The organism is Paenibacillus sp. Soil750 (assembly GCF_001428045.1).
Lineage (GTDB): Bacteria > Bacillota > Bacilli > Paenibacillales > NBRC-103111 > Paenibacillus_E > Paenibacillus_E allorhizoplanae.
The window spans coordinates 107,637-133,592 of record NZ_LMSD01000034.1 but is presented as its reverse complement, the minus strand read 5'-3'; the positions used below and the strand labels follow the sequence as shown (position 1 = coordinate 133,592).

The following is a 25,956-nucleotide window of genomic DNA, read 5'->3' as shown; positions in this document are numbered from 1 at the left end:
AATAATCTACATTCTTTTTAGGCTAACTTATTAAATATGCCTATTTGTCCTCAATAACCTTGATCCACGGGCGATCTTGGAACCATTCCAAGGCAACATGAATTCCGAAGGCCTTATAAATATTCTCAGGTGTCAATACATCTTCCTTGCGTCCAGAGGCAATTAATTCACCTTGCTCGATTATCGCAACATGCGTAAATAAAGGCATGATTTCTTCGATGTGATGGGTGACATATACAACCGTTACATCTTGTTTACTAAGCTCATTTACGTCAGATAAGAACCGTTCACGCTCAAACAAATCCAAGCCCGCAGCAGGCTCATCCATAACGAGGATTGATGGCTTACTCATCAAGGATCGTGCAAGCATGACCTTCTTACGTTCCCCTTGTGAAAGGCTTCCCAGAGGCTGATCAGCCAGATGTGGAATACGTACACGAGTAAGCATCTCCAGTGCACGGTCTTTCACTTCCTGTGGAATTTCTTGGTAGAACCTCAGATAAGCGTACTCACCTGTTGCAACGACCTCAAGGACTGGATCAATTAAGCTTAATTTTTCGAAAAGAGATTGAGAAATATAACCAATCTTCTTACGAACTTCCCGCACATCACATTGACCGTACCTGTTTCCGAGCACATCGACTGTGCCACGACTTGGAAATTCATAACCATTCATCATTTCAAGCAGCGTTGTTTTGCCAGAGCCATTTCGGCCCAGCAATACCCAGTGTTCACCGGATTCGATATGTACATTCACATCGTTTAAAATATGGCGTTCTCCACGTATAAAATGAATACCGGATAAATGGATCATAAGTTCGTTTCCTTTCACATTACGGTTTACTTGGATCGTTTTTTTGTGCAACTCCCATCAATACTTCATCAGGCATACGATGCGCATATAGCCCCATTTCATCTGGCTTGACAGCATATAGCATCTGATACATCTGAGCGCATGCGGAAGGACTAGACGTATGAATATAAATTGCTCTTGGAAATTTACGCTGCTGAATCAACCAAATGACAACATCCATGCCCGTTTGCTTCGACATCCAACCCAAATCATGATCCAGAGATAAGATGTCTACAACACATTCCTCAAGCAAAGCAATGCATTCTTTCGCATCTTTGGCTAAAACAAATCCTTGGGGACAAGGACGCGAATCATCTAAGTATACATGAATCATCCTCACATTTCCTTTCCAACAACGAATTTACGAACGCAATCTCTTCCCGGTGCGTGCCATCAAGCCCCGTACCTGTCTCAAGAACAATTGGAATGTCTCGTAAATAATGGGAGTGTAAGAGGCTTTGAAAATTCGAAATGCCAATATGACCCGATCCAATGTTGGCGTGCCGATCACGGCGCGATCCCCATGGATGCACCGAATCATTCAAATGAATAGCTTTCAGATGAGGTAGATAATCTAGCTGATCTCCCTTCGACTCCAGCTCTGCCCAATCCGTTCCTTGCCAAAGACGACTAGCAAAAGCATGACAAGTATCTAAGCAAAAACCAATTTTCTCGGGTGAATCGCACAGCTTACGAACTTGCACCATTTCTTCAAAGGTTAAACCCAGTTGGGAACCTTCACCTGCTTGGTTTTCAAGCAATATGAAAGAAGCTCCCGTGTAACCTTCCGTAGCACTATTCAAACATTGTATTATATTTTTGTAACCTTGTAACGGGTCTTTTCCCGTATATTTACCAAAATGCACCACAAGTCCAACAGAACCGCAGGCATTTGTAATGTCTAGGCCATTTTTGAGCAAGTTAACCATGATCTCACGTTCAGGCTCATCTGCTGCGGGATTTAATGCATAAGGAGCATGCCCGATAGAGAGAATGCCATGTTCCACACACAACTGAGCACATGCATTCGCGTCTTTACGATCGACAACTTTCGTAGCCAAACTACGCGGATTCATCGGAAAATATTGAAAAGCCTTTGCACCAATTGAAAGGGCAGTTTTGGCTGCATTCAAATAACCGCCTCGCGTTCTTACATGGGCGCCGATAAACATGTTCAATCCGACCTTTCACTTCTGGCAATGGGCACAATAAAAACATTTACGGCTTGAGACTTCGGTTTGAATGATAGGGCTCCCGCATCGTAAACAGGGCTCATCTTTGCGATCATAGACACGACATTTCGGATTATATTGTCCTGTTAAACGATCTCCCACGAATAATGGTTCTTCCATATAGCCACCGACGGCAATCGCTTCTCGAAGTAAAGCTTGCATAGCTTGGTAGAGTTGAAGTTGTTCATTATCAGTAAGCGAGGGTACCTTTCGTAAAGGGAGTAGGCCCGCTTCAAAGCAAATTTCATCCGAGTAACAATTCCCTATACCTGAAAGAAAGGTTTGATCTACAAACGTTACTTTAAGATTCCCCCGCTTAGATCGCAGTACGTTCCGAAATTGAGTGAGGTTAAGTTCGAACGGTTCAGGTCCAAGTTTTTGTAAGAGCTTATGGGTTACCTCTGGCGTATGCAGATGCAAGTAACCTAAACGCAATCCAATAAAGGACAAACTGTTGTTACCTAAATGAATGTCCACTTGAATCGTTCGATCTGGCTTCTCTTCTTGAGTACCAAAGAACATCCAACCGCCAAGCATGAGATGTAAAAGCAGGATCTCACCTGTGGCCAAATGAAACAGTAGGTGTTTGGCTCTGCGCTCTATCCTCACAATTCGATTGCCGATAAGCTTCCCCGCAAATTCTTCAGGATCTACATTCAACGATTTCGGGCGTGTCACATCGACTCCCGTAATCGGTACTCCTATGATTAATCGTGTCAACTGCTGACGATACGTTTCCATTTCCGGAAGCTCAGGCACGAGAATCACTCCTTGCCATTTTTATACCTTGTATAACCAATTGGCGGATTGCGTAAACGCGTACCCTAAGGAGAATGGATGAGATGTGATGACTATTCTTTAAATTAAACCTTCGCTCACGTAAGTAGGTTTTGGCGCCTTTTTTCTTTTCGTTATTCCCATTTTATCCGAAGATGATGGATACGAATCTGCTAGTGCTCGTAAACTCATTTCTTTCTTTCGCATTTTCTGCTGCAAACGTGCAAGCCGCTTTTCCCAAGCCTCTTCAATCTCGTTGATCTTGCGGTCACCTCGGTGAAGAGCGCGCCGGCGCCACAGCCTAGCCCACGCTTCCTCTGCATAAAAGACTGCTTGACCCAAGTCCTTTTCACGGTGTTCATAGTACATCGCAAGTTCTAAATAAGGTTCTAGCTGTAACGAAATGCTTGCAGGTTTAAGTAAAATTGCTTGCTTCCATAGCTCAATCGCACGGTTATATTGACCAATTTTCTTATAATAGGTTGCCAATTGAAGTAAGACAGTTTCTTGTTCAGCCGACTGGTTAGCAGTCGTGTTATGCATTAGTTTCTCGAATAAAACATTGAAATACTGCTCCGCCTTGGCAGGCCTTGCCATTTTGTCGAGCCAGAGTCCTGTCCGAAAGAGTTCTTCCGAGTCAATGTTCGGAATGAGCTCGGGATCATTCTCATCTGGACACAGCAGATTACCAAAATGAACAGTCAACGCGGCCAATGTTACGATATCGTGCTCGTTATGAATAAATACACCTTGAAGGATTGCAGGGTCTTTCTCAGCCAAATATTGAAAATACAATGCTGGCGCCATTGACCCTGGCACATCATCTACGCGTTCAAAGCCTAGTCTGCTCTCCTCTACTTTGCTCAACCGACAGGAGGGCAGCGTATTACGCCACAGACTTCTTGAAGCATAAAGAAGATCGAGCTGAAGCAGCTTCTCGTCATCTAGTTTAAGACGATTCAGGACAAAGCGATTCTTCAGAATCGGCCAATCAAACGTACGGCCGTTATAAGAGACGATATGCGTGTATCGTCCTAACAGTTCTTGTAGGTACACCAGCATCGCATGCTCTTCTGCTGGGTTGCGTATCATGAGCTGTTCAACCGTGAACAGCTCACCTGTGTAGTAGCCGATGCCGACCATGAACGGCACGTTGCCAGCACCGACGCCGAGTCCAGTAGTCTCCGTATCGAAGAAGAGCAGCTCTTCGAGCCGGACGACGGCGTCTCCGTCGTGAAAGCAGGACAGCTGCGCAGCAACATCGGCGAGGTCACGCAGCCGATAGATGCCGTGCACGCTGTCCGCGCCGTACTGGCGGCGCCGCATGACGAACGAGCCCGCGGGGCTCGTCGCAATATGGGCGCCGAGCTGCGCCCACTCGCCCCCTGCCTCCGGCGGGGGCGGCGGTGTTGCCCCAGCCGCTGCGGGTCCCCGCAGGCGGCCGAGCCTTTCGCGGAGCCCGCTCATCGGGCACCGCCATCGAGCTCTGCGAGCAGCTCCAGCGCGAGCTTCTTGCCCAGCAGGCCGACCTCTTCGATCGGCCCGACACAGGCCGGGCAGCCGCTGATGCAACCGCAGCTCTTGATCAGGCTGCGCGCCTGATCCATCAGCTGTCCGTGGACCTCGTACAGCCGATCACTAAGACCCACGCCGCCTGGGTAGCGGTCGTAGAAGAACACGGTCGGCAGCTTGCTGTGCACCGCCTTCACTTGCGGAACGACCCGGATATCCATCGGGTCGCACATCAAATACAGCGGCGCTAGATGCGCTAGGACATTGGCAATACCAAGCAGCGCATGCTGCATGTCATTCGCCGATCGACCTGCCGACATCGCCTCGTCGAAAGTAAACCAATAGGAGCTCGTATGCAGCTCCTCTTCTGGCAATCGGATTGGCCCTGAGCCTATATTCTCATGCGTACGCAGACGGATTTTCTTGAAAATCGTTGGCTGTGCATTCACCGTCACCTCGCCTAATTGACGAAGTAGACCGCCAACTCGTCCCTCCCGATTCACGTGCAATACCTTGAGCTGTACAGCCATACTCGCATCCGTGAAGTAGTCCACATTCACTTGCCTCACGAAAGCTTTCTTCTCTTCATAATCCAACTTTTCAACTTGGAATTGTATGCCTTCATGTATATAAATAGCCTCTTCATGAATCAAGGTTGGCGCACTGAAACGATCACATTCCCCAATCACGCGATGACCATTGGTCATATCAATTATGATGAAGTTCTCTTGCGCCGCAGAGCGCAATGAAATGTTATGAGCAGGGAACGACTGCTCCATCCAATACCAACGATCATTGACTTGGTGCAGAACCTGCTCCTCAGTCAAATACTCAAGAACATCGGTGAGTGACTCCTCACCGAACTTCTCATTCGCTTCGAAAGGCAGCTCATAGGCCGCACACTTCACATGATCCACGAGAATGATCAGATTATCTGGATGAATGCGCGCCTGCTCCGGCGGACGCTCGAAGAAATAGCGCGGATTCTGGATCAAATATTGATCCAGTGGATTACTGCTCGCGACGAGAATCGTCAGCGAGGTTTCCTGCCGCCGCCCGGCACGCCCGGACTGCTGCCAAGTGCTGGCTATCGTGCCGGGATAGCCATTGAGCACGCACGCTTGCAGCTGGCCAATATCGATGCCCAGCTCCAGTGCGTTCGTGCTCACAACGCCACGGATTTCCCCGCTGCGTAATCCTCTTTCAATCTCCCTGCGCAGCTTCGGGAGATACCCACCGCGATAGCCGCGGATCGACTTGTTGCCCAGCTCGTGACTCACGAGCTCTTGCAAATAGGTCAGCAAGATCTCCACACGCACGCGGCTACGGGCAAACACAATCGTCTGGATCCCACTCCGCAGCAACTTGCCTGCTAGCGTCCGTGTTTCCAAGACAGAGCTTTTACGTATCCCTAACTGTTGATTCACAACAGGCGGGTTATAGAATACAAAGTGCTTCTCTCCTGCCGGCGCACCATTATTATCAATCAACGCAACGGTTTCACCGATAAGTCGCTCAGCGTGTTCCTTAGGGTTATCTATCGTAGCCGAAGCACATATAAATTGCGGATTAGAACCATAGAAACGGCAAATTCGTTTCAGCCTGCGTATCACATTCGCGACATGACTCCCGAAAACACCCCGATAGGAATGCACTTCATCAATCACAATGTAGTTTAAATTCTCGAACAACTTCACCCATTTGGTATGATGCGGCAAAATCGCGGAATGCAGCATATCTGGGTTCGTGACAACAATATGTCCAGCGTTTCGTATCGCTTGCCGAACTGTAGGTGGTGTATCACCGTCATACGTATGCGTCTTAATATCCACATCCATAAATTCAATCATTTCTTGCAGCTCTGCGACCTGATCTTGTGCCAGTGCTTTAGTAGGGAATAAATAGAGCGCTCGCGAAGCGTCGTTCTCCAAAATCTTCTGAAGGACTGGCAGATTGTAGCAAAGCGTCTTCCCCGACGCAGTCGGAGTCACAGTAACAACGTGATTGCCAGCAGTCACTTGGCGAAACGATTCCGCCTGATGCGTATATAATTGCCCGATGTTTTTATGTCGAAGCGCAACACAAATACCCTCATGCAACCCTTCTGGAAAATCAGCCAGTTTCGGATCTCGTGGGGGTATCGTGTGCCAATATGTGACTTGCTGCATGATTTCAGGCGATTTACGCAGCCCGTCAATCATCTCTATCATTGAAGAAACCTTACCTGTGAAAGGATTCATAAACCGAATCTCCTTACCCATTTCGTTTCTTCCATTTTACAGAATATACGTTCGTATGTCTACATCAAATCAGCTGAATCATCATAATCGTATCGTAGGCCATCATGGTCACTAGTGATCTGAGCATTGACCGACAGCGCTTGGTTGGCACTCTCTTGCATTTTGAACAAAACTTCTTGATAGTCTCTCGAACGGTGCTCTTCTCGATCATGTTTCATGGCAGTTCTTAAAGCTCTCTCAATAATAATGACATCATGACTCGTGAAATTCACGGCTTCTCGCACCTCTTCTTGGTCCATCATGTTCATAACAATTAGCTTTGCCAAATTGCGCCAATGACATACAAGTCAATGAAAAATTGAGAAATTCGTAAACAAGCTCATAATAAGGTAAAATTAGGATGAAATCCACAATAAGGAGGAATAACTAATGTCCACATCACTACCCAATGAAATTGAAGCTCATCGTCAACCGGATCATGAAATTAATCCACAGTTTCTTGAGCGTTGGTCCCCTCGTTCCTTCACGAACCAAGAAGTATCGGAAGAAGTACTGTTAAGTCTATTTGAAGCAGCACGTTGGGCACCATCGGGAAGTAATAATCAGCCTTGGCGTTTCATCGTTGCCCGTACATCTGAGCAACTTGCTAAATTCCATACGTTTATTAATCCGTTTAACCTTGTGTGGTGTGAGAAAGCCCCCGTACTTACTCTTGTTATTTCACACACCAAAAGTCCAAGAGGAACAGACAATCCTAGCCATGCATTCGATGCAGGCACTGCGTGGGGATATTTAGCGCTTGAAGCGAATAATCAAGGGTTAATCACTCATGCGATGGGTGGTTTCGAACGTGAACAAGCACGCGAAGCACTCCAAATTCCTGCCGACTACGAACTTCATGCAGTTATTGCCATCGGATACCGTGGTCCTGCAGATGCACTTCCTGAAAAGCTGCAAGAACGCGAAGTTCCATCTGACAGACTCCCGATAAACGAAACCATTTTCGCAGGTGAGTTTGGTCAAAATTTGTCGAAGTGAATAGAGCTAGTATAGTACTTCAGTACTATACTAGCCTTTTTTTATTCGATATAATAGGAGATATGTAATCCAGAAGAAAGGAGAGTTAATCATGAAATTTCTTATTCCACTCCAGAGTGAAAGAGGAAATGTACTTACCTACGTACTTCTTATTCTCCTTGTTTTGATGATCGTAACACCTGTTATTCTTGCTTCGTCTTCAACGAATCAACTTGCCAATAGCCAAACTGACTATGAGAAAAAGGCTACTGATCTAGCCGTTAGTGGCATGGAATCATTTATTACCTATTTGAAGAGTTACGATACCTATGGAAACGGAATGGACCGCAGAACGTACTTCAATATGTACGGCGGTGGTTCGGGAACGCAAGGATTAGGTTGGGTCGCACGAAACATTACAACTCCAGAGGGCATTGTAACGAGTTACGAGCAATATGTAGAAGTGGCAGCCACCAATACTAGAATCAATGGCCCCGTTACATCTGACAATGTATATAATGTTTTTTTCAAAGCTACCGTCAATAATGCGCATAGCAAATTAATCAAATTTCAAATATCTGCGTTTAACGCAATCGTAGTAACAACACCATCACCTAACCCTACCCCCAATACATCGACCCACATTGAACCGGGGCAAACCGTGCCTATTCCAGCGGGAGTTGGTGTCTTATACGGGAATAGTTCCAATGTTAACGCTGGGAAAAACACAACTCTTTCACCAGCAATTACCAGCTATATGTCCAGTATCAAGTCTAGCGTTTCATCTGCCATTGACGACTATTTGAATGTGACAAAGACACCCGGTCTAATCACCTGTACATCGTGCAGCATAAGTCAAGTAAAGTCGAGTATTACTGCAAGTTCAACCAACCCTGTTGTTATCTATGTGCCAGGTACATTAAATGTCTCCAGCACTGAAACAATTGGTTCGAGTACAAAGCCAGTCATTCTAATTGCCGATAATTATTCATTTAATAATGCAAATCTAGAAGTGTATGGTAGTCTAATAGCAAACCAAACTGCGTCTAATCCATCTACAACGGGAAAAATTACTGGAAGTAATCAACTTGATATAACAATTAAGAGCGGCAATGGCGGCACCTACGGCAACTTGTGGAGCGAAAGTAGCTTTATTACAGGCACGCAAACTACCTTAAAAATTGATAATAACATCTATGCTGGAAGTATGACACTTAGCAATGGAGGTAACGTAACAACTAAACAAATGACAATCGATGACACATTTAAAATTGAAACCCAAACCACCTTAAATATCTCAAATGGCAATCTAGCTTCTGGGAATATTTACGTTAAAAATAATGCCGAGTTTAATGTGTCTTCTGGAGATATCTTTGTATCAGGAGATTTTACCTCTGGGACTCAAATAAACCTTACAACAGGGGGCATTATTGCAGTTGCAGGGAAAATTGACTTTGCAAACAATAAAACAATTACAACCGGAACATCCAATCCGCCTGTAACTTCCTTACAATTAAGTGGGACTTCATCCGCTTCACCTACACCAACGCCAACTTCGTCATCAGCAGTAATTTCAACACCACCACCTGATTGGAATCCTATTAGAAAATAAAATAAGCCCAAATGCTAAGATCAAGTTCCCCTTGGCATTTGGGCTTATTTTACAGTTTAATATTGAAGCAGTTTAAACCCTGTCTCTCTCTTCACATTGTAATTCTCAAACCCTCCGAACAACTTTGAACGCTGAAACGTAAACGTCATAACCATCCTGAATGCTGAACCACCGATCAAATTCCCCGAAATTGGTGTAGTCCCTATAGTAGGTAAATACTGCAACCCTGTAACATGAGAGGTTAGAACTCTTTGATTCGTATAGATTCCAGGAGTTGCTAAAGTTACACTGTCTTGAATAGTCGTAGAATTAAAGTCATACATCGATAAAGTTTTCGCAACAGCATCATAGTATAGCGATTTGACTTTTCTAGTGCCCGATACATAAGTCACATAACGAAAGTCATTCGTCGCTGCAAAAGCTTGATTTGAATCACTGATTTCTTTTGCAATCGTATCCATCGTTTTTCGAATCTCTGCATCAACATTGTATTTCTCTCCACTTGATTTGGATTGGTGGCTTGTCGAGGAAAGCAGCATAAGGACTACTCCCAACAATACAGTGCTAATCGTTAGCGTAGCTAATACCTCAATTAAAGTTAGACCGCGTTCATTCTTCAATTCGTCGACCCCCAGTAAACCGTTACCGTCAAAATACGTGGAACTAGCGTAGCCGGAGTTGTACTGACATCTCGGAATAAGATGATACTTTGAAGTGAAACTAATTTCCTGTTTGTAAACAAAGCCGGCGAGAAAGGGGGAGTTTGTAGGCTGGATTGTTGGACATATAATCCATAAGGTAATGCTGGATCCAATGCGGGATTAAGATCTCCCCAATTTTGCACAACGGGTACGGCAGCAGTGTAAGTGCTCCTATATTCATTTAACTTCTGCTCCGCTAAATGCAAGGCATTCACGCGTAAATCATCATTTTTATTTGACATCATAGAGAAGGAAGAAATATTAAGAAACATTAATACGACAAGACTTAAAACTACTGTCGCAGCCAGCACTTCCAGTAAGGTAAGCCCTCTTTCATTTCTTAGCATTTGCATCCCTTCTCTCTTCCATCAGCTTCATTTTTTTATAGTCTTGTCAATAAGTTCATAGTGATACGACTCTGATAATTTCGTTGTTAAATCCTTGTTCAAAAGTTCTGCATTCTTACTGTATATCGTCCAAGCCAGCATATAGTCATCCGTATTCTTCTTCTCCCAGCCGGTTTGCAATAGAATGATGGCAGCTTTCATTTTGTCGATGGTTTGGGACATCGTGAGATCATCTATGTCTTTCGCGATTTTGCTGATTTCTGCATAGCGATCAACGATACTTCTCAGATCGTTAAAAACTGTGTTTTTAAACATAGGAATTAAATCTTTGGTGATTTGATTATTTCGAATAGCCACATATTGATACATTTTTTTTTGCGAAGCTGTGAAGAGCTCATTTCTATTATCATGGATAAAATCAAGTGCTACGTTCTTGTTATCACCATCCCAACCAACCTGTGCGCCTAACATTTCGGATAAACTTCGTAAAGGTATGTACACCGATCCCTCGTACAAAATCGAATCTTTCGTGAGAGTAGTTGGTTGACCGTTAATTGTTACATTTATTCGTTGGAAGAAGACCTCAACGTTTCGAAATTGATCTTCCGCCCATACCGAACCGCTCATCGTGAATAAGCCAATGATTCCAATTGAAAGAATCAGTTTGTACTTCCTAATCATTCAATTATCCCCTTTTACATTAATTAGTTGGCTTAGATGCTTGTAATTGCTGGAGTTGTTTAAAATACTCTTCATCTGATTGAACCGGATTCGTTCGCTTACTTGGTTCATTTACCGGTAAAGAAGGTAGCTCTTTTAGTTTCCCTACAAAAGATGGCGCATAATAAAAGGAGCATTCCAAAGTAACTAGAAGTTTCGACTCTTGCTCCTCTGTATGATTTGGTATTGTGATGCTCACTGCCGGAAGTACATTCGAAATGTCTGTTTGCTCTGTATGATTACTTTTTACTGCAGCTGTTTGCCAGTTCCATTTTTGAATCGTAATAAAACGCTCACTATGTTGAACCTTATTCATAAAGTCAATGATTTGTGGATACGTACCCGATGCTTGAATTATAAATGATTCTTCCATAATAACCGTTTGAGCCTGATTCTGCTGATTAGCACCTGTTGTAGGACTTGCTGAAGGCACCGCTTGTTGAACGCCGTTCGAGTTTGTCGTATAACCTTGTGTGATGTTCGCTTGCCCCTTCGCATTTATTAAACTATCTGCTGAGCTGCTCGCTGGCTCTTGGTCACCGAATTTAATAGAAAGAATCGATAACCCGACTTGCTGCTCTAGCTCTCTGATACCAAGCAATAAACGCGGTAACTCTTCTTTCGTTGGTACTTGATACAGGACTTGTTGAATTTCATTCTCTTCCACTTTTTTGGGAATAGGACGCTGCAGAATTCGTTTTTTTTCTTGCTCAACTTTACTCAGTTGCATTTGAAGTGTTATATGCTGCTTCGAAGATGGAAGCACATCTCGAACTACGATATATCCATTGATCAAGCAGCCTACAATAATTACGAGAAACAAAATGGTTGCCGGGGATCTCAATCGACCTATGAGATGATTCCATTGTTCTTTATTCATAAGCCCCCCCTTATTTGCTATTAACAGGATTTTTCAGTGTAATTTCAATCACTACTTCATATACGTTATATTTTTGTGCTGTTGCAGCTGGGTTTGCGGTAGAAGGAGTTTTGGCTTCAGCTTCTGTAGATTTTTCAGACTGCATTTTCATTTCGCTTAGCGTTTTACGCGCATCCTCAAAATCCGCATCGGTTAAGGCTGAAGTATCATTCTGGTCAATTTGCGTATTTGTTTCATCATTAAATTTTTTATCTGGCAGTTTTAATCCGTATTCTCGTTTCGCAATTTGCTGATTAATTGTCCATTTGAGTTCGTTTAGGAGCTTATCCCCTTCATTACCGCCTTCTGTAAGCGTGTCTTCAAAGACTTTTTTAATATTTTCATCTGTTTGTAACTGTGTAGCTTGTGTATTTGAAGTTACTGGACTTGGTGAACTCGCAACAACTGCACTAAACGTTTTTTCCGTTTTAACCGCCGTTAGAATCGAAATGGAATTAAACAGTGATGAACTTTGCAGCAAAGAGATGTAATCAGCTACTGATGATAAAGCTGCGAACTCAGTCTTCAAACTTACGATAACCGGAGTAACTTGAGATACGGCAGAATTTGCTCCATTATTTTGTTCTTTGTTCTCATTCTTAGGGATTTCCGCAGACAAAATCCGCCCAGTTACCGGTAGCTTCGTGGAGATCGTCTCTAAAACAGGAATCCAATCGATTCGTTTATTTTTTAAAATATCAATTTCGGCTTGTAAGTTTTGAAAGTTAATTGATTGTTCATCCAATTGGCGCTGCTTGGTTAAAGATTGAATCGAAGCATTGGTTAATACGATCTGATTTTCAACGTTTTGCATATTGCTATTAAAGTAGTGACCTGCATACAGAAGTGATGATGAAAGGATTAGAAAAAATGATAAAGATGCCACCAAAAGGGGTAAAAATATTCGTTTAGATCTGGGTGCCTTAGGCAGCAGATTTATATTTTTCATGATTCAGCCCCCCTTAGAGCTAAACCTAAAGTAACAGCATACATGGAAAAATCATCTTTGAAATCCGAATTACGACTAAAATAATTGGCAGATTGAAACAATTGTACTGGAATCGGGAGCCGCTCGGTCAAAAATGATACGATTTCAGGCATTCTGCTCAAATCACCTGAGATGACCACACCTGCAAATTCTTGATTCCGATTGTTTAACGTATAGCGATAAAAATTCATCAATCTTTCAAGCTCATGTGCCAAATCATTACAATGATTTCGAAAATCAGCATCGCCGTCCAAAAACTCTGAGAAGAGCTGATCTACATTCGTTTTGACATCTGCATTTCCCTGCGGTTTTGCAGCGAAGATGAGCGGAATACTACGAGTAATCTTGAGATCCTCACCATGAAAAATACTAAGATCACCAGCAGTCTCGTTCAAATCAACGATCAATAAGGTGTCTTTTAACTTAGTCAACGATGTGCTCTGCAGCAACCGAAATAAAGAAAGTGCTTTAATTTCAATACTCGTTAGCTTAATCCCTGCGGAATCCAAAACTTCAAGATATTGATCCATTATTTCTTTTGGTGCCGCAACCAGCATAACATCGCATTGCATAGCTGTATCTGCTTTGGATTCTTCCTCTTGGAAATCATCAAACAACCCTTTGCCCCCGCCTAGTTCCTCTTTACCAGCAGCAGCTTCCAATAAAAATTCCTTCCCTGTAGGAGCTTCAGCTTCTTTTTTAAACTTTTTTACAGTTTTTCTTTTTTTATGTACAATCCCATTCATTTTCACAAAATCATAAAGCGGATTCTCGAATGGTAAATGTATATTGTGTTTGATTTCAAAATCGACTAGCTTAGCCAAATCCTTTTCTGGGATATCAGGCAGCTTTAAAAACCTTACCATCACAAGTTGGCTAGGAAAAACCAGATGTATATGCTTTGGTTTCGAATCTAATCGTGTCATCATGGTTTGCAACGTTTGTATCAAGCGAAGCGGTTCTTTAATTCTACCTTCTTCCATCACAAGTGGTGGAAGCTCCTCTGTTACATTCATCTGTATCAACGGTTCATTATTTTTTCTTAGCAATACTTTGCTCATTTTTATGGTTGAATCAGAAATTTCAATTCCCAAGGAAGTTTGTCCTGGTTTCAGCGCTTTTATAAAATTAAATGATGATGTTAGCATATCCGGACTCACTCCTTTGATGAATTTCTGAGATGTTTGCATCGTTATGAACGCTTAATTGAAATGAATCAAGCTTAAGTACCAGTTAATTACGGGCTCTCCCCAAAAGTAACTTATGAAGGCACCCGCAGCTATGAAAGGACCAAATGGAATGCCTTGATCTTCTCGCGACGATTTCACGCGCATTTGTACAAGTCCATATATAGTTCCTAATAAACTAGCAGCAAATAGTGTAAATAAAGTTAATTTGATTCCAGCTATGAGACCAATATATGCGAATAATTTGATATCACCGCCGCCCATACCTTCTTTTTTCAGTATGAAGATAGATGAAAGTGCGATCAGATAAAGTAATCCTCCGCCAACGAAAAATGCTGCTACGTAGTTCCAAAAAGGTAAAGGATGTATCCAAATGCGAAGGAGGAAAGCAACACCCATGCCTGAGAAAACAACTACATCAGGGATGATTCTATATCTACTATCCGCAATTGAACAAATCATTAAGATTGAAACAAAAACAAGTCCGACGATCAGTTCTAATGAAGGTCCAATCTGCCAAGTAGTGATTGCAAACGCAACTGCAGTTAGGAGTTCACCTATGGGATAAATAGGAGAAATTTTAGCTCTGCAATACCTGCAAGCTCCTCGTAATCCTAAATAGCTAAGTACAGGAATCAGATCTAGAGCCTTAAGTTCATGATTGCAGTGAACACAATGTGAGGGTGGATAGGCGATGGATTCTTTTTTTACAACCCTGATACCTACTACGTTAAAAAAGCTTCCAAATACAAGTCCGAATAGTGCAGCTGTGATTGTGTAAAGGAGAGTTAGTGTGTCCATAGTAGCTCCATTCGGGAAAGATTGAAGGATTCAATAAAGGTAACTCGTGAGAGTTACCTCTATTGGGTGTTGTACCAAAAAGTTATTGACTTAAAAATAGTGTATTAATCTGCTGCTGTTGCAGTCCAGCCTGTTGCTGCTGTGTAAGCTACGGTGACTGCTGCGTACGCTGTCCCTGCATTGGAGCCTGATTGTTTAACAGGAGCTACTTTTAAATAATTAGCTGTTACAAGAGTCCCAATTGTCACAGAGGTTCCAGCACTTGTTCCAGCTGGATTAGTATCTGTCAAATAACGAATAGCAGTATCTTTTAACAATTCTACCGATTGTGCGTCTGCATTAACCTTAGAATTATTAATTATTCCCCCAATAGCCGGAACCGCAATCGCAGCAACAACCCCCAAAATTACAATAACAGCCAACAACTCGACAAGCGTTAACCCTTTTTGATTTTTAAGCAGTCTAAGCTTTGTGTTCATCATTTTTTTAAACATAGTACCCTCTCCTTCGAATAATAAAATTAATCATATATTTAATGAATACCACCCATCAGCTTAAACGTGGGGAGCATAACTGCTAATACGATGCCTCCAACAATTCCTGAGAGTAGTAATATCATTAGTGGTTCTAATAGCGATTTCAATCGATCAGCCATTGTATCAACATCCGCCTCGTAGAAATCAGCTACCTTTTCCAACATACTATCCAGAGCACCTGTCTTCTCACCAATCGCTAGCATTTGAACAACCATTGGCGGAAATAGCCATGAATCTTTGAACGGATCTGCGAGTGCTCTTCCGCTCCTGAGACCTTCTCGTGATTCCAAGATCAGCTTTCCTATGACTTCATTGCCCACTACATTTGAAACGATCGTCATGGCTTGAAGCATTGGAATTGCCGCTGCGTACAATGAACTGAAGGTTCGACTAAAGCGTGCGATGGATTGTTTATGCGCCAATTTGCCAAAGACGGGAATCTTGAGCCTAAAATAATCCCAGTAATAATTCCCTTTCTTCGAACGCTTCATTGCTTGAATGATAATACTTGGCGCGATCACGAAGATTGGCATAAGGAACCAATAAGATTTCAGAAGATCGCTCATCTTGATGACGATCCTTGTTGGTAGCGGCAACTCCAATCCCATTGACTTGAAGTTCTCTACATATCTTGGAATTACGAATGTCATCATAAGCGTGACGACTGCTATCGTAACTACACCCATAATGATCGGATAGATCATAGCAGACTTTACTTTTTCCTTGGTGTAATGCTCTTTCTCGTAAAATACAGCTAAGCGATCCAACATATCGTCTAAGTTCCCGCTTGCCTCTCCAGCTCGGATCATGTTGACGAAAACGGTGGAAAATACGGATGGGAACTGAGCGGATGCTACTGAAAGCTGCGTACCTCTCTGCATATCCTCGGCAACTTCCTTCAGAATCTTCTTAAATACTTTGCTCTCTGTTTGCTCACTTAAGATGCGAACAGATTCCACCATATTGACACCAGATTTATATAACGTTGAAAGTTGTCGACAGAACACGGTGAAGTGCTCCATTTTGACCTTCGGGCCACCGAAAGTAATTTCTCGATGCAAGATGCTCTTGCCTTGATCATAGCAATCAAGAATCCATAGCCCTTTTCCCTTCAACTCATCCGTTGCCGATTGAAATGAAGCAGCTTCGAGCACCCCTTTATAGTAATGACCATGATTGTCAACAGCTTGATACCTGAACTTAGGCACTCGAGCTCGCCTCCTTACTTACAGCTCACTTATTGGAGCTCTGCGAAACCAAAGAGCGCTTCTTTCGCCGTATCCACAGTGATTATGCGCTGCTGAAGCAGCTCGCGAAGCGCCATTTCCATGGTCTGCATGCCTTGAGCTTTGCCAGTTTGCATCACAGATCGGATCTGGTGCACCTTCTCCGAACGAATAAGGTTTGCTACCGCTGGCGTATTAACCAACACTTCAATCGCAGCTACACGACCGCTGCCATCTGTGATTGGTAAAAGCCTCTGCGCCAGTACGCCCAACATAACGGATGCGAGTTGTACGCGTACTTGTTGCTGCGCTTCCGATGGAAATACATCAATGATTCTGTCAATTGTTTGAGGAGCATCCGCCGTATGTAAAGTTCCAAAAACCAAATGACCCGTTTCAGCAGCGGTAATGGCAATACTAATCGTTTCCAAATCGCGCATTTCACCCACCAGAATAATGTCTGGATCTTGTCGTAGTGCTGCCCGAAGTCCAGAAGAAAACGAATGGGTATCCACGCCGATCTCCCTTTGATTGACAATACAAGATTTATGCGGGTGCACAAACTCAATAGGGTCTTCAAGCGTGATGATGTGATCATTTCTAGTACGATTGATAAAATCTAAGATCGCAGCTAATGTCGTTGATTTTCCGCTACCAGTAGGTCCTGTGACGAGCACGAGACCTTGTGGCTTTTTGGCAAAATCTTGTGCGATCGATGGTAAACCTAGCACTTCCATTGCCGGTATTTTAGTAGGAATAAGACGAATCGTCAGACTAACGTTTCCTTTTTGTTTATAAACATTGACCCTGTATCTGGAAACATCTGCAATACCAAAGGATAAATCTAAATCCCCTTTGTCTAAAAAGGATTCATACTGTTCAGTTGTCATCAATTCTTTCGCCATCTCTAACGTTGCAGAAGGGATCAGAATCTGATCGTTCACTGGTTTAAGTACGCCATGAATACGAAACATAGCTGGTGAATTAACGGTAATATGTATATCAGAAGCTTTTCGGTCATGAGCAAGCTTCATCAACTCTATCATGGCCACAAGAATCCCCCCCAATCCATGTACATAGGTATATTTACTCATATATACATAGTACTATAGAACTGTCAGTAAAGTGTTAGGAATATTATTCGACATAATTTTTATGGATTAAGCAAAAAAAATAATCAACCATTACCTGTAACACGGAACACTTCCGCTAATGTCGTTTGACCGGAGATCACTTTGCTAATACCATCTTTAATCATCGGTACCAATCCATGTTCAGTTGCGTAATTCTGATACTCGTTATCTGAACGTTTTTGCAAAATCATAGTCCGAAGTGTATCATCAATTGCCAAAATTTCATGAATCGCAAGTCGTCCCTTGTATCCACTTCTCCCGCATTCTCCGCACCCATTGCCTCTACGCAATACCTCAACGGTATATCCATGTCCTTCTAACAACATCTTTTCTTCTTGAGAAGGGACATAGGAAGTTGAACAGCCTGAACAAATTTTACGAACCAGTCGCTGTGCAATAATGCAATTTACCGCGGATGAAATCAGGAAAGGCTCAACTCCCATATCAATTAAGCGAGTAATCGAATTGGCAGCGCTGTTGGTATGTAGTGTACTGAGTACGAGATGTCCGGTCATGGCTGCGCGAATTGCAATCTCGGCTGTCTCTACATCCCTGATTTCTCCAACCATGACGATGTTAGGATCTTGCCGCAAAATCGTACGCAATCCTTTCGCGAATGTCAGCCCAGTAACCGAATTAACCTGTACTTGATTAATACCTTGAAGTTGATATTCCACGGGATCTTCAACGGTGATAATGTTAACTTCCTCATTATTCAATCTAGATAATGCGGAGTATAGAGTTGTTGTTTTCCCGCTGCCAGTCGGCCCTGTAATAAGAACTACGCCATGAGCATTGTTAATTCCTTTTTGAAATAACATAAGGTTGTGCTCAGAGAGTCCTAATTTCTCAATTTCGGTGAGCGTGCTTCCCAGATCGAGAATTCGCATGACAACTTTCTCTCCATGAATCGTAGGAAGCGAGGAGATTCGGATATCTACTTTACGGAATTCAATATCCATCTCAACACGACCATCTTGCGGCAATCTTCTTTCTGCGACGTTCATATTGGCCATGATCTTGATCCTAGCAATAATGACACTCTGCATGTGAGGAGGAAGTGTCCTCTCGGTGCGCATGACCCCATCCACGCGATAACGAATACGCAAACTATCTTCCTGCGGATCTATGTGAATGTCACTCGCTCCAATTTGGATCGCTTGAATAATGATTTGATTAACCGTCTTAACGACTGGTGAATCCTCATCTTCCACGACTGGCTTCGCTTCTTCCGATTCACGAATTGTTAAGTTCTGCATGATCTGCTCAACCGATTCCTGCAGCCCATAATAACGCTTAATCGCCCGTTGGAGTTCATCTTTCGAAGCAATCGTAGGCTCAATACGGAAACCAGTCGTCATACGAAGCTCATCAATCGCAAAATAGTCTAACGGGTCAGCCATTGCCAAAATAAGTTTATTGCCTTCAGTCCGAATGGGTAAAACCTGATGTTGCTCTGCAAGCCGCTGTGGGATAATATTAATAATTTTGGTTTCGATTTTTTGACGGTAAAGCTGGATATGCGGAATACCTAATTGGAACTCAAGGACTTCAATTAATTGCTGTTCTGTGATGTAGTTACGGGTGATCAGCACATCGCCGAGCCTCATATTCAGCTCTTTTTGCTCTCTGAGGGCATTTTTCAATTGTTCTTCCGAGATCAGGCCAGATTCAACCAAAAGATCTCCGATTCTTTTACGAGGAGCCATAACTCCGTTCACCCCCATCGATTTCAAAAAAAAAGGCCAGTTGCTTAATTCGCACCTGACTCATTTGCGCCTATGATAAGAGGCCAACCTATTATTAGAGGCGTAAAATGGATATATACTTTTATTTAAACATAATGTGAAATCTTTGGTCAATGTAAGTTTCATCCAAATCGCGAAATCCTCGCAATCACAGAGTAAGTCACAACATGATCACACATATGGCGGATCCCAAGCTTTTTTGTCCATACCAATCCGATCACTCACAACATTCATTTCCCGATCTAGATGTACATCAACGCCGAAGCTCAGCTTTCGTTTGTGCCAGAATCGCATATCGCGCCACTGTACTTCATATCCACCATTCTTCTCTTTCCAACTCACATAAATATGCTGAGCAAATTGCAGAAATGCACGAACGCCATCTGTCCCCATCGATGCTTTCACGATTGGATGGGATTGCTGTTTATTGTAATCTTTCTTACTATACTGCTCTAGAACTTTCACCTGACCATGGCGAAGCTCACCTAAATAAAAGCTGGTATCACTTTCAAAAACAAACTGCCAATAAAACCAACTTAAACTCGGTACAAGATGACATACACCTGTAGGAATTTTCAACTCGCTATGCACAAGCTTAATGAGCTTATTTCTTTGCGATTTTTGGAACCACACATACAGAAGCGATGCAGCGAAAATAAGGGCAAACATCTCCCCAATATGACTTCCGGCCACTCCTCCCCATAACGCAAACCACAGGATTACACCCGCAGCATGAAGCGTGAACAAGAATGGATCATACAAACACAGCGTATCCAGATGTACCCATTTTTTTGTAAAAGGCCGTAAGCATTGTACACCATAAACATTCAGAGCATCCAGCCCCACATGGCATAGAACAGCAAGAAACGTCCATAGGAATAGATGAAAGAAATTCTCCCAAACACCGAAAACAGCCGCGAGCGGTACACTTATCAACAGAGGCCAGATCAATAAAGCTGGTATTGAATGTGTCACACCTCGATGTATACGAACATAACTCGCATACCCCCGTAATCGGGCAAATGCATCTAAATCCGGCGCATGGGATCCAATCAACGTTCCAGCGAGAATGGCATGACTTAATGCGGGTTGCTGCGTAACCACCGTTTCTAAACAAGCTAATCCTGCGAGGCTAACCCCAAACAATAAGTGGCTTGCAGTATCCATTTATCGATTCCCCCGTCCTTATGTCCATTATGCTTATTGAAGACCGTTTTCCCAACGTTCATGAACGTTAAACCAGTAAAACCAAGAAGCAGGCTGCTCCCGGATAACCCTCTCCACGAAGCTATTTAAAATCAGATTGGTTTCAACCCTTGCAGCTCGGACACCACTTGTATCACAGGCGTGAACAAAAAGAGGTTCACCCACCACAAGCCGGTGCTTGAAACCATAAGAACGGAATCCATAGAAGGGTACGATAGGAATTTGCAGTTCAAGTGCCAACATAGCCGTACCTTCAGGAGTACGCGTCACCCTGCCGAATAGCTTTGACAACGGAAAAGAAGGCCTCCAGAAATCGCCAAGCAAGAAAACGACGCCTCCGGATTGTAAATGTCTCTTTAAGCTGCGATACAATTCCAGTGCGGGAACACTGTCATAATCTAAACCTTTACAACCTAACGCCGCGAACCTGTCATATAAGGGCTTGAGTTCAGGGCTCCCCGCTGAGGCTACAGTAAGACAATCGAACCTTCTTGAGAAATACCAATAGTAATTAAAAAAATTACCTACATGCGGTGTGTAAATAATAAACCCTTTCCCACTGGCTAACTCCTGCGCGGCCTGCAAATGCTCCTCACCTTGCAACTTGAATTTATACGTGGGTAATCGATCCGTTTGGAAACAAATTTCGAACAGTGAAAATACAACATTTCGTAGATAATTTCTTGTAAGTGATCTGACTTTCCGTTCCGACATCGGCCCTAAAACATCTGCCAGATTATGCTTCACATTCTTTAGAAACTCGTTTCGTGAAACGAGATACCATATGGAAGCTACTCCCCAACAAAAGAACGATAATATCCACAATGGAACAATGGGTAACATACGCACCAGAAGACTTCGTTCTCCTTCACCTGAGGTTAGCTTTGCGATCCATTCATACAAGGCAAGCCCACCTCATTTCACTCCGTGTGTAGAAAATGACGTTTATATCGACGCGCCACTTTATCTTTTTGTAAGATGATAAAAAAATCAACCGTCCCAAATAGCTCATCGTACGCAGGATCCCCACCAATTTCAGCTCCAAGCCATTGATAGCCTTTCATCAAAGGCGGTAGTTTGCGAAACATGTCTTTCTCATTACAAGTGAGATCAATCTGCGTGAGACCAGAAATCCGATGTGTTTCAAGAGGTTCTATACCAAATCGATCCGTTAGCACCTGTTTATGCTTCAGCATCGTATAAATTTCATTTAAATCCTCAATCGTTGAAAAGTGTACACTTGCACAGCCTATTAAATGAGTGAAATTTCGCTCACTAATATAACTCGCAATTCCTTCCCACAACATTTGTATAGCCCTTCCGCCGCGATAAGCTGGAGCAATACAACTGCGACCCAATTCCAAAGATTGTTGTCTTAGTTCTGACATAGCGCTTAAATTAAATTCGGTTTCGGAATAAAATCCAATCCCCTCGCTTGCCCGATCACCAGGCAGAAGTCGATAAGTACCGATCACTTGATCGGTTTCAAGGTCTTTAACAATCAAGTGATCACAATACGGATCATAAGCATCACATTCAAGCTTTTGTTCATTCATCAAACGTAAATTCTTCTCTTCCTCCACAAATATTTGATATCGCAGTTGCATGGCTTGCTCAATTTCTTGTTGATGTTTGGCAAGTTTCACGATCAGCTTTGCAGGTTGTGGCGCCGTCAATAGAGGTACTCCATTCATTTTTCCTCACGCCCCTCGACTAGAGTTTACAACTCCAGATTACCAAAGCTTTATTTTCTGCTGATTTGCTGGTTGTGAAGTTTTTGTAAGCATTATGATACTTGCTGAAAAAAATGAAAAAAACACAACCCACCCGAAGGCGAATTGTGTTTATAGGTATCATCAATTGATATATTGCAAATAAATTAATAACCGTTTCAACATGACAGCTGCTTGCGCGCGAGTCGCGAAGGCATTGGGATTAAGTTGTGTCTCAGTGACGCCTTGTATTAACCCTGTTTGCAGGGTAAACGCCATTGCTTGCCTAGCCCAGTTGTCGATCGCATGTTGATCTATAAATGGATTAAGAACTGTATCTTGTTCGTAGTTCACTTGCTGGCTACCTGTGATTTGAATCGTTCTATTGATCATGGCAGCCATCTGCTCACGTGTCACCTGCAATAGCGGTCGAAAAGTCCCATCTTCAAAGCCCTCAATTAAACCCGCTTTAGCCGCTGTGTTGACCATTTGCGAATACCAGTCATTGTCCTTAATATCCTGAAAACCAGAGATTCCAGGATCTGATTCGTTTACTTCTATGCCAAGGGCACGGATGAGCAATGTAGCAAATTCAGCACGAGATATTTCCTTCTCTGGTTCGAAATGTTGTTCATCTACCCCAGAAATGATCCTTTTGGAAGCAAGTTTTTCTACATCTTCTCGTGCCCAATGCGTCCTCATATCTTCAAAATGTTTATCTTTCTGAATGATGGTGTATAACCCACCATATTGGTCTTTAATGACCATCTTCCATGCACCATCGCTACCAGTTAAGATAGACGGAACGAAGGCTATTTCTCCAGTTTCCACATCTAATCGTACAGCGGTAACATTGGTTGTGTAAGAAGTACCAGGAAGAGTGATTGATCTCTCCACTTGCATGTTTGCATAATGACGAATCGGAATGCCGCCTGCTTGGATTTCAAACCCGATTGGATTGGTCAGCAGCAAAGCAGTTTGTTCGGAAGTTGCTTTATCTTTCAGTGTTTCTGCTAGTTGACTTGCTTCATGTCGGATAATCACTGAGAATAGTCCATTCGAACGTTCAGCTTCACTTACATGATTTTTGAATAGAAGCAATGGAATTGTAAACTGAATGGCATTCATATCCAGTTGAATACTTCCATTCATATCCTGTAAATCATTCCATACGCTGGATGCAAATTCAACGACTGTCGTATCGTGATCATCTTGAATTTGTAATAGCAAAGATGAAGCCGAACCCTCATTTATTGCGTTGAAAGCATCCCGTAACTCACCATCATCGGCATGGAATTTGGAGAGCATCCTGCCGTCAGGTGCCGCTTCACGGACACGCTGACTCGAAATTAGAAGTGCCTGAGAACCTGTTGACTTCATAACTCCTGTTAACGTGTAAGTTACACTCGGTCCAGTAGAGGACCAATTATCCGCTTCATCTCCCGCTTCCACTTTAAAACTCATGTTTATGCCTGCAGCTAAGCCTGATAATTGCTTCGTTAGCTCACTTCCGCTCACCGTAGTTAGCAATTCCGAATCTTTATATATCCGGTAGGAAGTGACCCCAACGTTGTCTGTTGCTGCCGACCAGGTTAATGTGACAGAAGAACCCGAACTTGGTGTAACCGTTACATTGGCACCATAGTTCCAGGTAGGAGCTAGTATGTCTTTGAATCCTACCGTGACATAAATCGTTGTCGAGATACCATTATAAGTCGCTGTAATGATTGCACTACCTGCACTTACTGCTGTGATATAGCCGTAACTACTTACGGTAACGACAGATGAATTTGAACTTGTGAAGGTCGTATTCGAGGTTACGTCAGTGATATTATACTGCGGATCATAAGCGTTGATTGTAAGATACTGTGTCCCATTTATCTCCAAGTAAACTGTACTTTCATCTGCTTCAATCCGACTAACGGTAGTTGTCACATTCACACTCGCTGATGCTGTGAAACTACCATAAAATGCTGTAATCGTCGTAACGCCAGGCGAGATACCAGTCACCATGCCACTTGAATTTACACTTGCCACTACTGGATTTGAACTCGTGAAGGTCAGGCCAGTTGTCAACGTTTGTGTGCTGCTGTCATTTTTATAACCAATCACATAGGGAGACCGTGTTGAGCCAGATTGAAGTGAATATGAATAGGAGTCGAATGCAATACGATTCAAATTCGTCAAATTTGTTGATACCGTAATATTGGCTGAAGTTGATTGGCCATTATAGGTTACCGTTAAAGTTGTTGTGCCAGCAGCAACTCCCGTGATAACGCCATTCGCATTGACTGTTGCCACAGCTGTATTCGCGATTCTGTAGGTCGCTCCAGATTGGATAGTGAATGTATTGCCATTCCCATAAACCCCTGTTAAGTAACTGGCTATCGTTCCAGTTGGTTGCAGGTTATAACCTTCGTCATCCAAATACACACGAGTTAGCGTTTGTGCATTAGGATTATTATTCAAACCACCATCAGGACCATATATTTGAAACTCTGCAAGGCTAGCATACCCTCCTGAAGCAACACGCGTAGTTGTTAATCGAAAGTATCGTGCCGTGACATTCCCTTCATCCACATAACGCGGATCTCCCGCCTGCATATTCCCTGTTCGATCGGTAAAGGTATACCAGATGATGCCATCGATTGAAAAATCAATTTTGTAACCATATATATCCTGTATATTGGCATACGTCGTCTCAAAACGCTGCACATTGCGCAGTTGCCCGAGATCCACAACCAGCCATTGCGATAATGATGTGCTACTTGGCGCCCAACTAGTTAACAATTGACCATCCACAGCCTTATCAGAGCCCCAAGAACCAGAGAAACTTGATAATGCAGCCGTAGTCTTATTTTGTGACAGAAGCGTCTGAGCCTCACTCGTTGAATATACGCGAAAATCAAATACACTGGCTTGATCTCCTGGTGAGCCAACGCCTACTACTTGTAATCTGACGAATCTTGCTAGAACATCCCCACTGTCAGTATAAAAAGGGAAATTTATTGCTGTATTCGTAGAACGATCCGCAAAAATACTCCAATTGATGCCATCGATCGATGATTCAATCTTGTAAGCATATGAGCTATTCACATGTTCAAATACAGTTTCAACACGTGAAACATGTACATTTTGTGTAAGGTCTACTGTTAGCCATTGTGGAAGTTGCGAATTACTAGCTAACCATTTGGTATGAATAATACCGTCCACTGCTTGATTTGCACTGTATGTAGCTCCTGTAACAGATGACGCCACAGCAGATTTCCCCTGAGAAACTGGTATTTCAGAGGCATAGGTATCTCTTGATAGACATAAAATCCCAATAATGACACAAATAGAAATGAGTAAGGCAAAATGGTATACAGTCACTCTGTAAACCGGATACGTCATGTCCACCCCCCAGTTATTAAGCGTTTACAACTATTTTATCAGAAGCCCTATCATTCCGTATAGGGCTTCAGATCTAATATTCAAACTATTCTGAAT

The 25,956-nt window shown here is 43.0% G+C and carries 24 protein-coding genes; 2 read left to right on the top strand and 22 right to left on the bottom strand.

What is annotated here, in order from left to right:
- Window positions 1–40 precede the first annotated feature (40 nt).
- The 7 genes from ASL11_RS25135 to ASL11_RS25105 form a co-directional block, all read right to left on the bottom strand.
- Entirely contained in the window at window positions 41–814 is a 774-nt protein-coding gene (locus tag ASL11_RS25135) for an ABC transporter ATP-binding protein (protein WP_056620983.1), read from the bottom strand.
- Window positions 815–833: 19 nt separating this feature from the next.
- On the bottom strand, window positions 834–1,187 hold the full coding sequence (locus tag ASL11_RS25130; protein ID WP_056620980.1) for a cyclic-phosphate processing receiver domain-containing protein: 354 nt from the start codon (window positions 1,185–1,187) through the stop codon (window positions 834–836).
- Window positions 1,165–2,025, bottom strand: coding sequence for a deoxyribonuclease IV (locus tag ASL11_RS25125; protein ID WP_056620978.1), 861 nt, complete (start codon window positions 2,023–2,025; stop codon window positions 1,165–1,167). Before ASL11_RS25125 ends, ASL11_RS25130 begins: the two co-directional genes overlap by 23 nt.
- Window positions 2,026–2,040: 15 nt before the next feature.
- Window positions 2,041–2,844 (bottom strand): Fpg/Nei family DNA glycosylase, encoded by an 804-nt coding sequence (locus ASL11_RS25120; RefSeq protein ID WP_056620975.1) that lies wholly within the window; start codon window positions 2,842–2,844, stop codon window positions 2,041–2,043.
- A gap of 99 nt (window positions 2,845–2,943) precedes the next feature.
- Window positions 2,944–4,329: a ribonuclease H-like domain-containing protein gene (locus tag ASL11_RS25115; protein ID WP_056620972.1), complete on the bottom strand. Its 1,386-nt coding sequence runs from the start codon at window positions 4,327–4,329 to the stop codon at window positions 2,944–2,946.
- A complete protein-coding gene (locus tag ASL11_RS25110) occupies window positions 4,326–6,614 on the bottom strand; it encodes a DEAD/DEAH box helicase (RefSeq protein ID WP_056620969.1) in 2,289 nt (762 codons plus the stop codon). The genes ASL11_RS25115 and ASL11_RS25110 overlap by 4 nt, the downstream gene beginning before the upstream one ends.
- Before the next feature lie 59 nt (window positions 6,615–6,673).
- Window positions 6,674–6,940: a hypothetical protein gene (locus ASL11_RS25105; RefSeq protein WP_157257044.1), complete on the bottom strand. Its 267-nt coding sequence runs from the start codon at window positions 6,938–6,940 to the stop codon at window positions 6,674–6,676.
- Window positions 6,941–7,043: 103 nt separating this feature from the next.
- Here ASL11_RS25105 and ASL11_RS25100 point away from each other — a divergent pair, with 103 nt between their 5' ends.
- Both ASL11_RS25100 and ASL11_RS25095 read left to right on the top strand, forming a co-directional pair.
- Window positions 7,044–7,652, top strand: coding sequence for a nitroreductase family protein (locus ASL11_RS25100; RefSeq protein ID WP_056620963.1), 609 nt, complete (start codon window positions 7,044–7,046; stop codon window positions 7,650–7,652).
- A 91-nt stretch (window positions 7,653–7,743) separates the two neighbouring features.
- Window positions 7,744–9,243, top strand: a complete 1,500-nt coding sequence (locus tag ASL11_RS25095; RefSeq protein ID WP_056620960.1) for a hypothetical protein — start codon at window positions 7,744–7,746, stop codon at window positions 9,241–9,243.
- 56 nt (window positions 9,244–9,299) lie between these two features.
- Here the strand turns inward: ASL11_RS25095 and ASL11_RS25090 are convergent, their stop codons facing one another.
- From ASL11_RS25090 to ASL11_RS25020, 15 genes are all read right to left on the bottom strand, one after another.
- Window positions 9,300–9,863, bottom strand: a complete 564-nt coding sequence (locus ASL11_RS25090) for a prepilin-type N-terminal cleavage/methylation domain-containing protein (protein ID WP_056620957.1) — start codon at window positions 9,861–9,863, stop codon at window positions 9,300–9,302.
- Complete coding sequence (locus tag ASL11_RS36725) at window positions 9,860–10,291, bottom strand: type IV pilus modification PilV family protein (RefSeq protein WP_056620954.1); 432 nt, start codon at window positions 10,289–10,291, stop codon at window positions 9,860–9,862. Before ASL11_RS36725 ends, ASL11_RS25090 begins: the two co-directional genes overlap by 4 nt.
- Window positions 10,292–10,318: 27 nt before the next feature.
- Window positions 10,319–10,972, bottom strand: a complete 654-nt coding sequence (locus ASL11_RS25080) for a stalk domain-containing protein (RefSeq protein WP_056620951.1) — start codon at window positions 10,970–10,972, stop codon at window positions 10,319–10,321.
- A 19-nt stretch (window positions 10,973–10,991) separates the two neighbouring features.
- Window positions 10,992–11,891: a hypothetical protein gene (locus ASL11_RS25075; RefSeq protein ID WP_056620949.1), complete on the bottom strand. Its 900-nt coding sequence runs from the start codon at window positions 11,889–11,891 to the stop codon at window positions 10,992–10,994.
- A 10-nt stretch (window positions 11,892–11,901) separates the two neighbouring features.
- Window positions 11,902–12,879: a hypothetical protein gene (locus ASL11_RS25070; protein WP_056620946.1), complete on the bottom strand. Its 978-nt coding sequence runs from the start codon at window positions 12,877–12,879 to the stop codon at window positions 11,902–11,904.
- Complete coding sequence (pilM, locus tag ASL11_RS25065; protein WP_056620942.1) at window positions 12,876–14,066, bottom strand: type IV pilus biogenesis protein PilM; 1,191 nt, start codon at window positions 14,064–14,066, stop codon at window positions 12,876–12,878. Before pilM ends, ASL11_RS25070 begins: the two co-directional genes overlap by 4 nt.
- A gap of 54 nt (window positions 14,067–14,120) precedes the next feature.
- Window positions 14,121–14,906, bottom strand: coding sequence for a prepilin peptidase (locus ASL11_RS25060; RefSeq protein WP_056620938.1), 786 nt, complete (start codon window positions 14,904–14,906; stop codon window positions 14,121–14,123).
- 104 nt (window positions 14,907–15,010) lie between these two features.
- The gene (locus tag ASL11_RS37690; protein ID WP_056620935.1) at window positions 15,011–15,400 is read right to left on the bottom strand and encodes a type II secretion system protein; all 390 of its coding nucleotides are present in this window, start codon (window positions 15,398–15,400) and stop codon (window positions 15,011–15,013) included.
- Window positions 15,401–15,438: 38 nt separating this feature from the next.
- Window positions 15,439–16,650 carry a type II secretion system F family protein gene (locus ASL11_RS25050; RefSeq protein ID WP_056620931.1) on the bottom strand — a complete coding sequence of 404 codons (1,212 nt, stop codon included), beginning with the start codon at window positions 16,648–16,650 and terminating at the stop codon, window positions 15,439–15,441.
- Between the two features lie 29 nt (window positions 16,651–16,679).
- A complete protein-coding gene (locus ASL11_RS25045) occupies window positions 16,680–17,714 on the bottom strand; it encodes a type IV pilus twitching motility protein PilT (RefSeq protein WP_056621828.1) in 1,035 nt (344 codons plus the stop codon).
- 131 nt (window positions 17,715–17,845) lie between these two features.
- A complete protein-coding gene (locus ASL11_RS25040) occupies window positions 17,846–19,510 on the bottom strand; it encodes a GspE/PulE family protein (RefSeq protein WP_056620928.1) in 1,665 nt (554 codons plus the stop codon).
- Between the two features lie 210 nt (window positions 19,511–19,720).
- Window positions 19,721–20,716 (bottom strand): metal-dependent hydrolase, encoded by a 996-nt coding sequence (locus ASL11_RS25035; protein ID WP_056620924.1) that lies wholly within the window; start codon window positions 20,714–20,716, stop codon window positions 19,721–19,723.
- A gap of 33 nt (window positions 20,717–20,749) precedes the next feature.
- Window positions 20,750–21,658, bottom strand: coding sequence for a lysophospholipid acyltransferase family protein (locus ASL11_RS25030; RefSeq protein WP_056620921.1), 909 nt, complete (start codon window positions 21,656–21,658; stop codon window positions 20,750–20,752).
- Between the two features lie 17 nt (window positions 21,659–21,675).
- On the bottom strand, window positions 21,676–22,449 hold the full coding sequence (locus tag ASL11_RS25025) for a GNAT family N-acetyltransferase (RefSeq protein WP_056620919.1): 774 nt from the start codon (window positions 22,447–22,449) through the stop codon (window positions 21,676–21,678).
- Between the two features lie 162 nt (window positions 22,450–22,611).
- A complete protein-coding gene (locus ASL11_RS25020; RefSeq protein ID WP_082595801.1) occupies window positions 22,612–25,860 on the bottom strand; it encodes a discoidin domain-containing protein in 3,249 nt (1,082 codons plus the stop codon).
- Window positions 25,861–25,956 lie beyond the last annotated feature (96 nt).

Coding starts and splice junctions, on each gene's coding strand:
- ASL11_RS25045 (WP_056621828.1), bottom strand. CDS start 17,714: ATGATAGAGTTGATGAAGCTTGCTCATGACCGAAAAGCTTCTGATATA.
- ASL11_RS25095 (WP_056620960.1), top strand. CDS start 7,744: ATGAAATTTCTTATTCCACTCCAGAGTGAAAGAGGAAATGTACTTACC.
- ASL11_RS36725 (WP_056620954.1), bottom strand. CDS start 10,291: ATGCTAAGAAATGAAAGAGGGCTTACCTTACTGGAAGTGCTGGCTGCG.
- ASL11_RS25115 (WP_056620972.1), bottom strand. CDS start 4,329: ATGAGCGGGCTCCGCGAAAGGCTCGGCCGCCTGCGGGGACCCGCAGCG.
- ASL11_RS25070 (WP_056620946.1), bottom strand. CDS start 12,879: ATGAAAAATATAAATCTGCTGCCTAAGGCACCCAGATCTAAACGAATA.
- ASL11_RS25060 (WP_056620938.1), bottom strand. CDS start 14,906: ATGGACACACTAACTCTCCTTTACACAATCACAGCTGCACTATTCGGA.
- ASL11_RS25025 (WP_056620919.1), bottom strand. CDS start 22,449: ATGAATGGAGTACCTCTATTGACGGCGCCACAACCTGCAAAGCTGATC.
- ASL11_RS25040 (WP_056620928.1), bottom strand. CDS start 19,510: ATGGCTCCTCGTAAAAGAATCGGAGATCTTTTGGTTGAATCTGGCCTG.
- ASL11_RS25035 (WP_056620924.1), bottom strand. CDS start 20,716: ATGGATACTGCAAGCCACTTATTGTTTGGGGTTAGCCTCGCAGGATTA.
- ASL11_RS25125 (WP_056620978.1), bottom strand. CDS start 2,025: ATGTTTATCGGCGCCCATGTAAGAACGCGAGGCGGTTATTTGAATGCA.
- pilM (WP_056620942.1), bottom strand. CDS start 14,066: ATGCTAACATCATCATTTAATTTTATAAAAGCGCTGAAACCAGGACAA.
- ASL11_RS25100 (WP_056620963.1), top strand. CDS start 7,044: ATGTCCACATCACTACCCAATGAAATTGAAGCTCATCGTCAACCGGAT.
- ASL11_RS25135 (WP_056620983.1), bottom strand. CDS start 814: ATGATCCATTTATCCGGTATTCATTTTATACGTGGAGAACGCCATATT.
- ASL11_RS25110 (WP_056620969.1), bottom strand. CDS start 6,614: ATGAATCCTTTCACAGGTAAGGTTTCTTCAATGATAGAGATGATTGAC.
- ASL11_RS25075 (WP_056620949.1), bottom strand. CDS start 11,891: ATGAATAAAGAACAATGGAATCATCTCATAGGTCGATTGAGATCCCCG.
- ASL11_RS25130 (WP_056620980.1), bottom strand. CDS start 1,187: ATGATTCATGTATACTTAGATGATTCGCGTCCTTGTCCCCAAGGATTT.
- ASL11_RS37690 (WP_056620935.1), bottom strand. CDS start 15,400: ATGTTTAAAAAAATGATGAACACAAAGCTTAGACTGCTTAAAAATCAA.
- ASL11_RS25080 (WP_056620951.1), bottom strand. CDS start 10,972: ATGATTAGGAAGTACAAACTGATTCTTTCAATTGGAATCATTGGCTTA.
- ASL11_RS25020 (WP_082595801.1), bottom strand. CDS start 25,860: ATGACGTATCCGGTTTACAGAGTGACTGTATACCATTTTGCCTTACTC.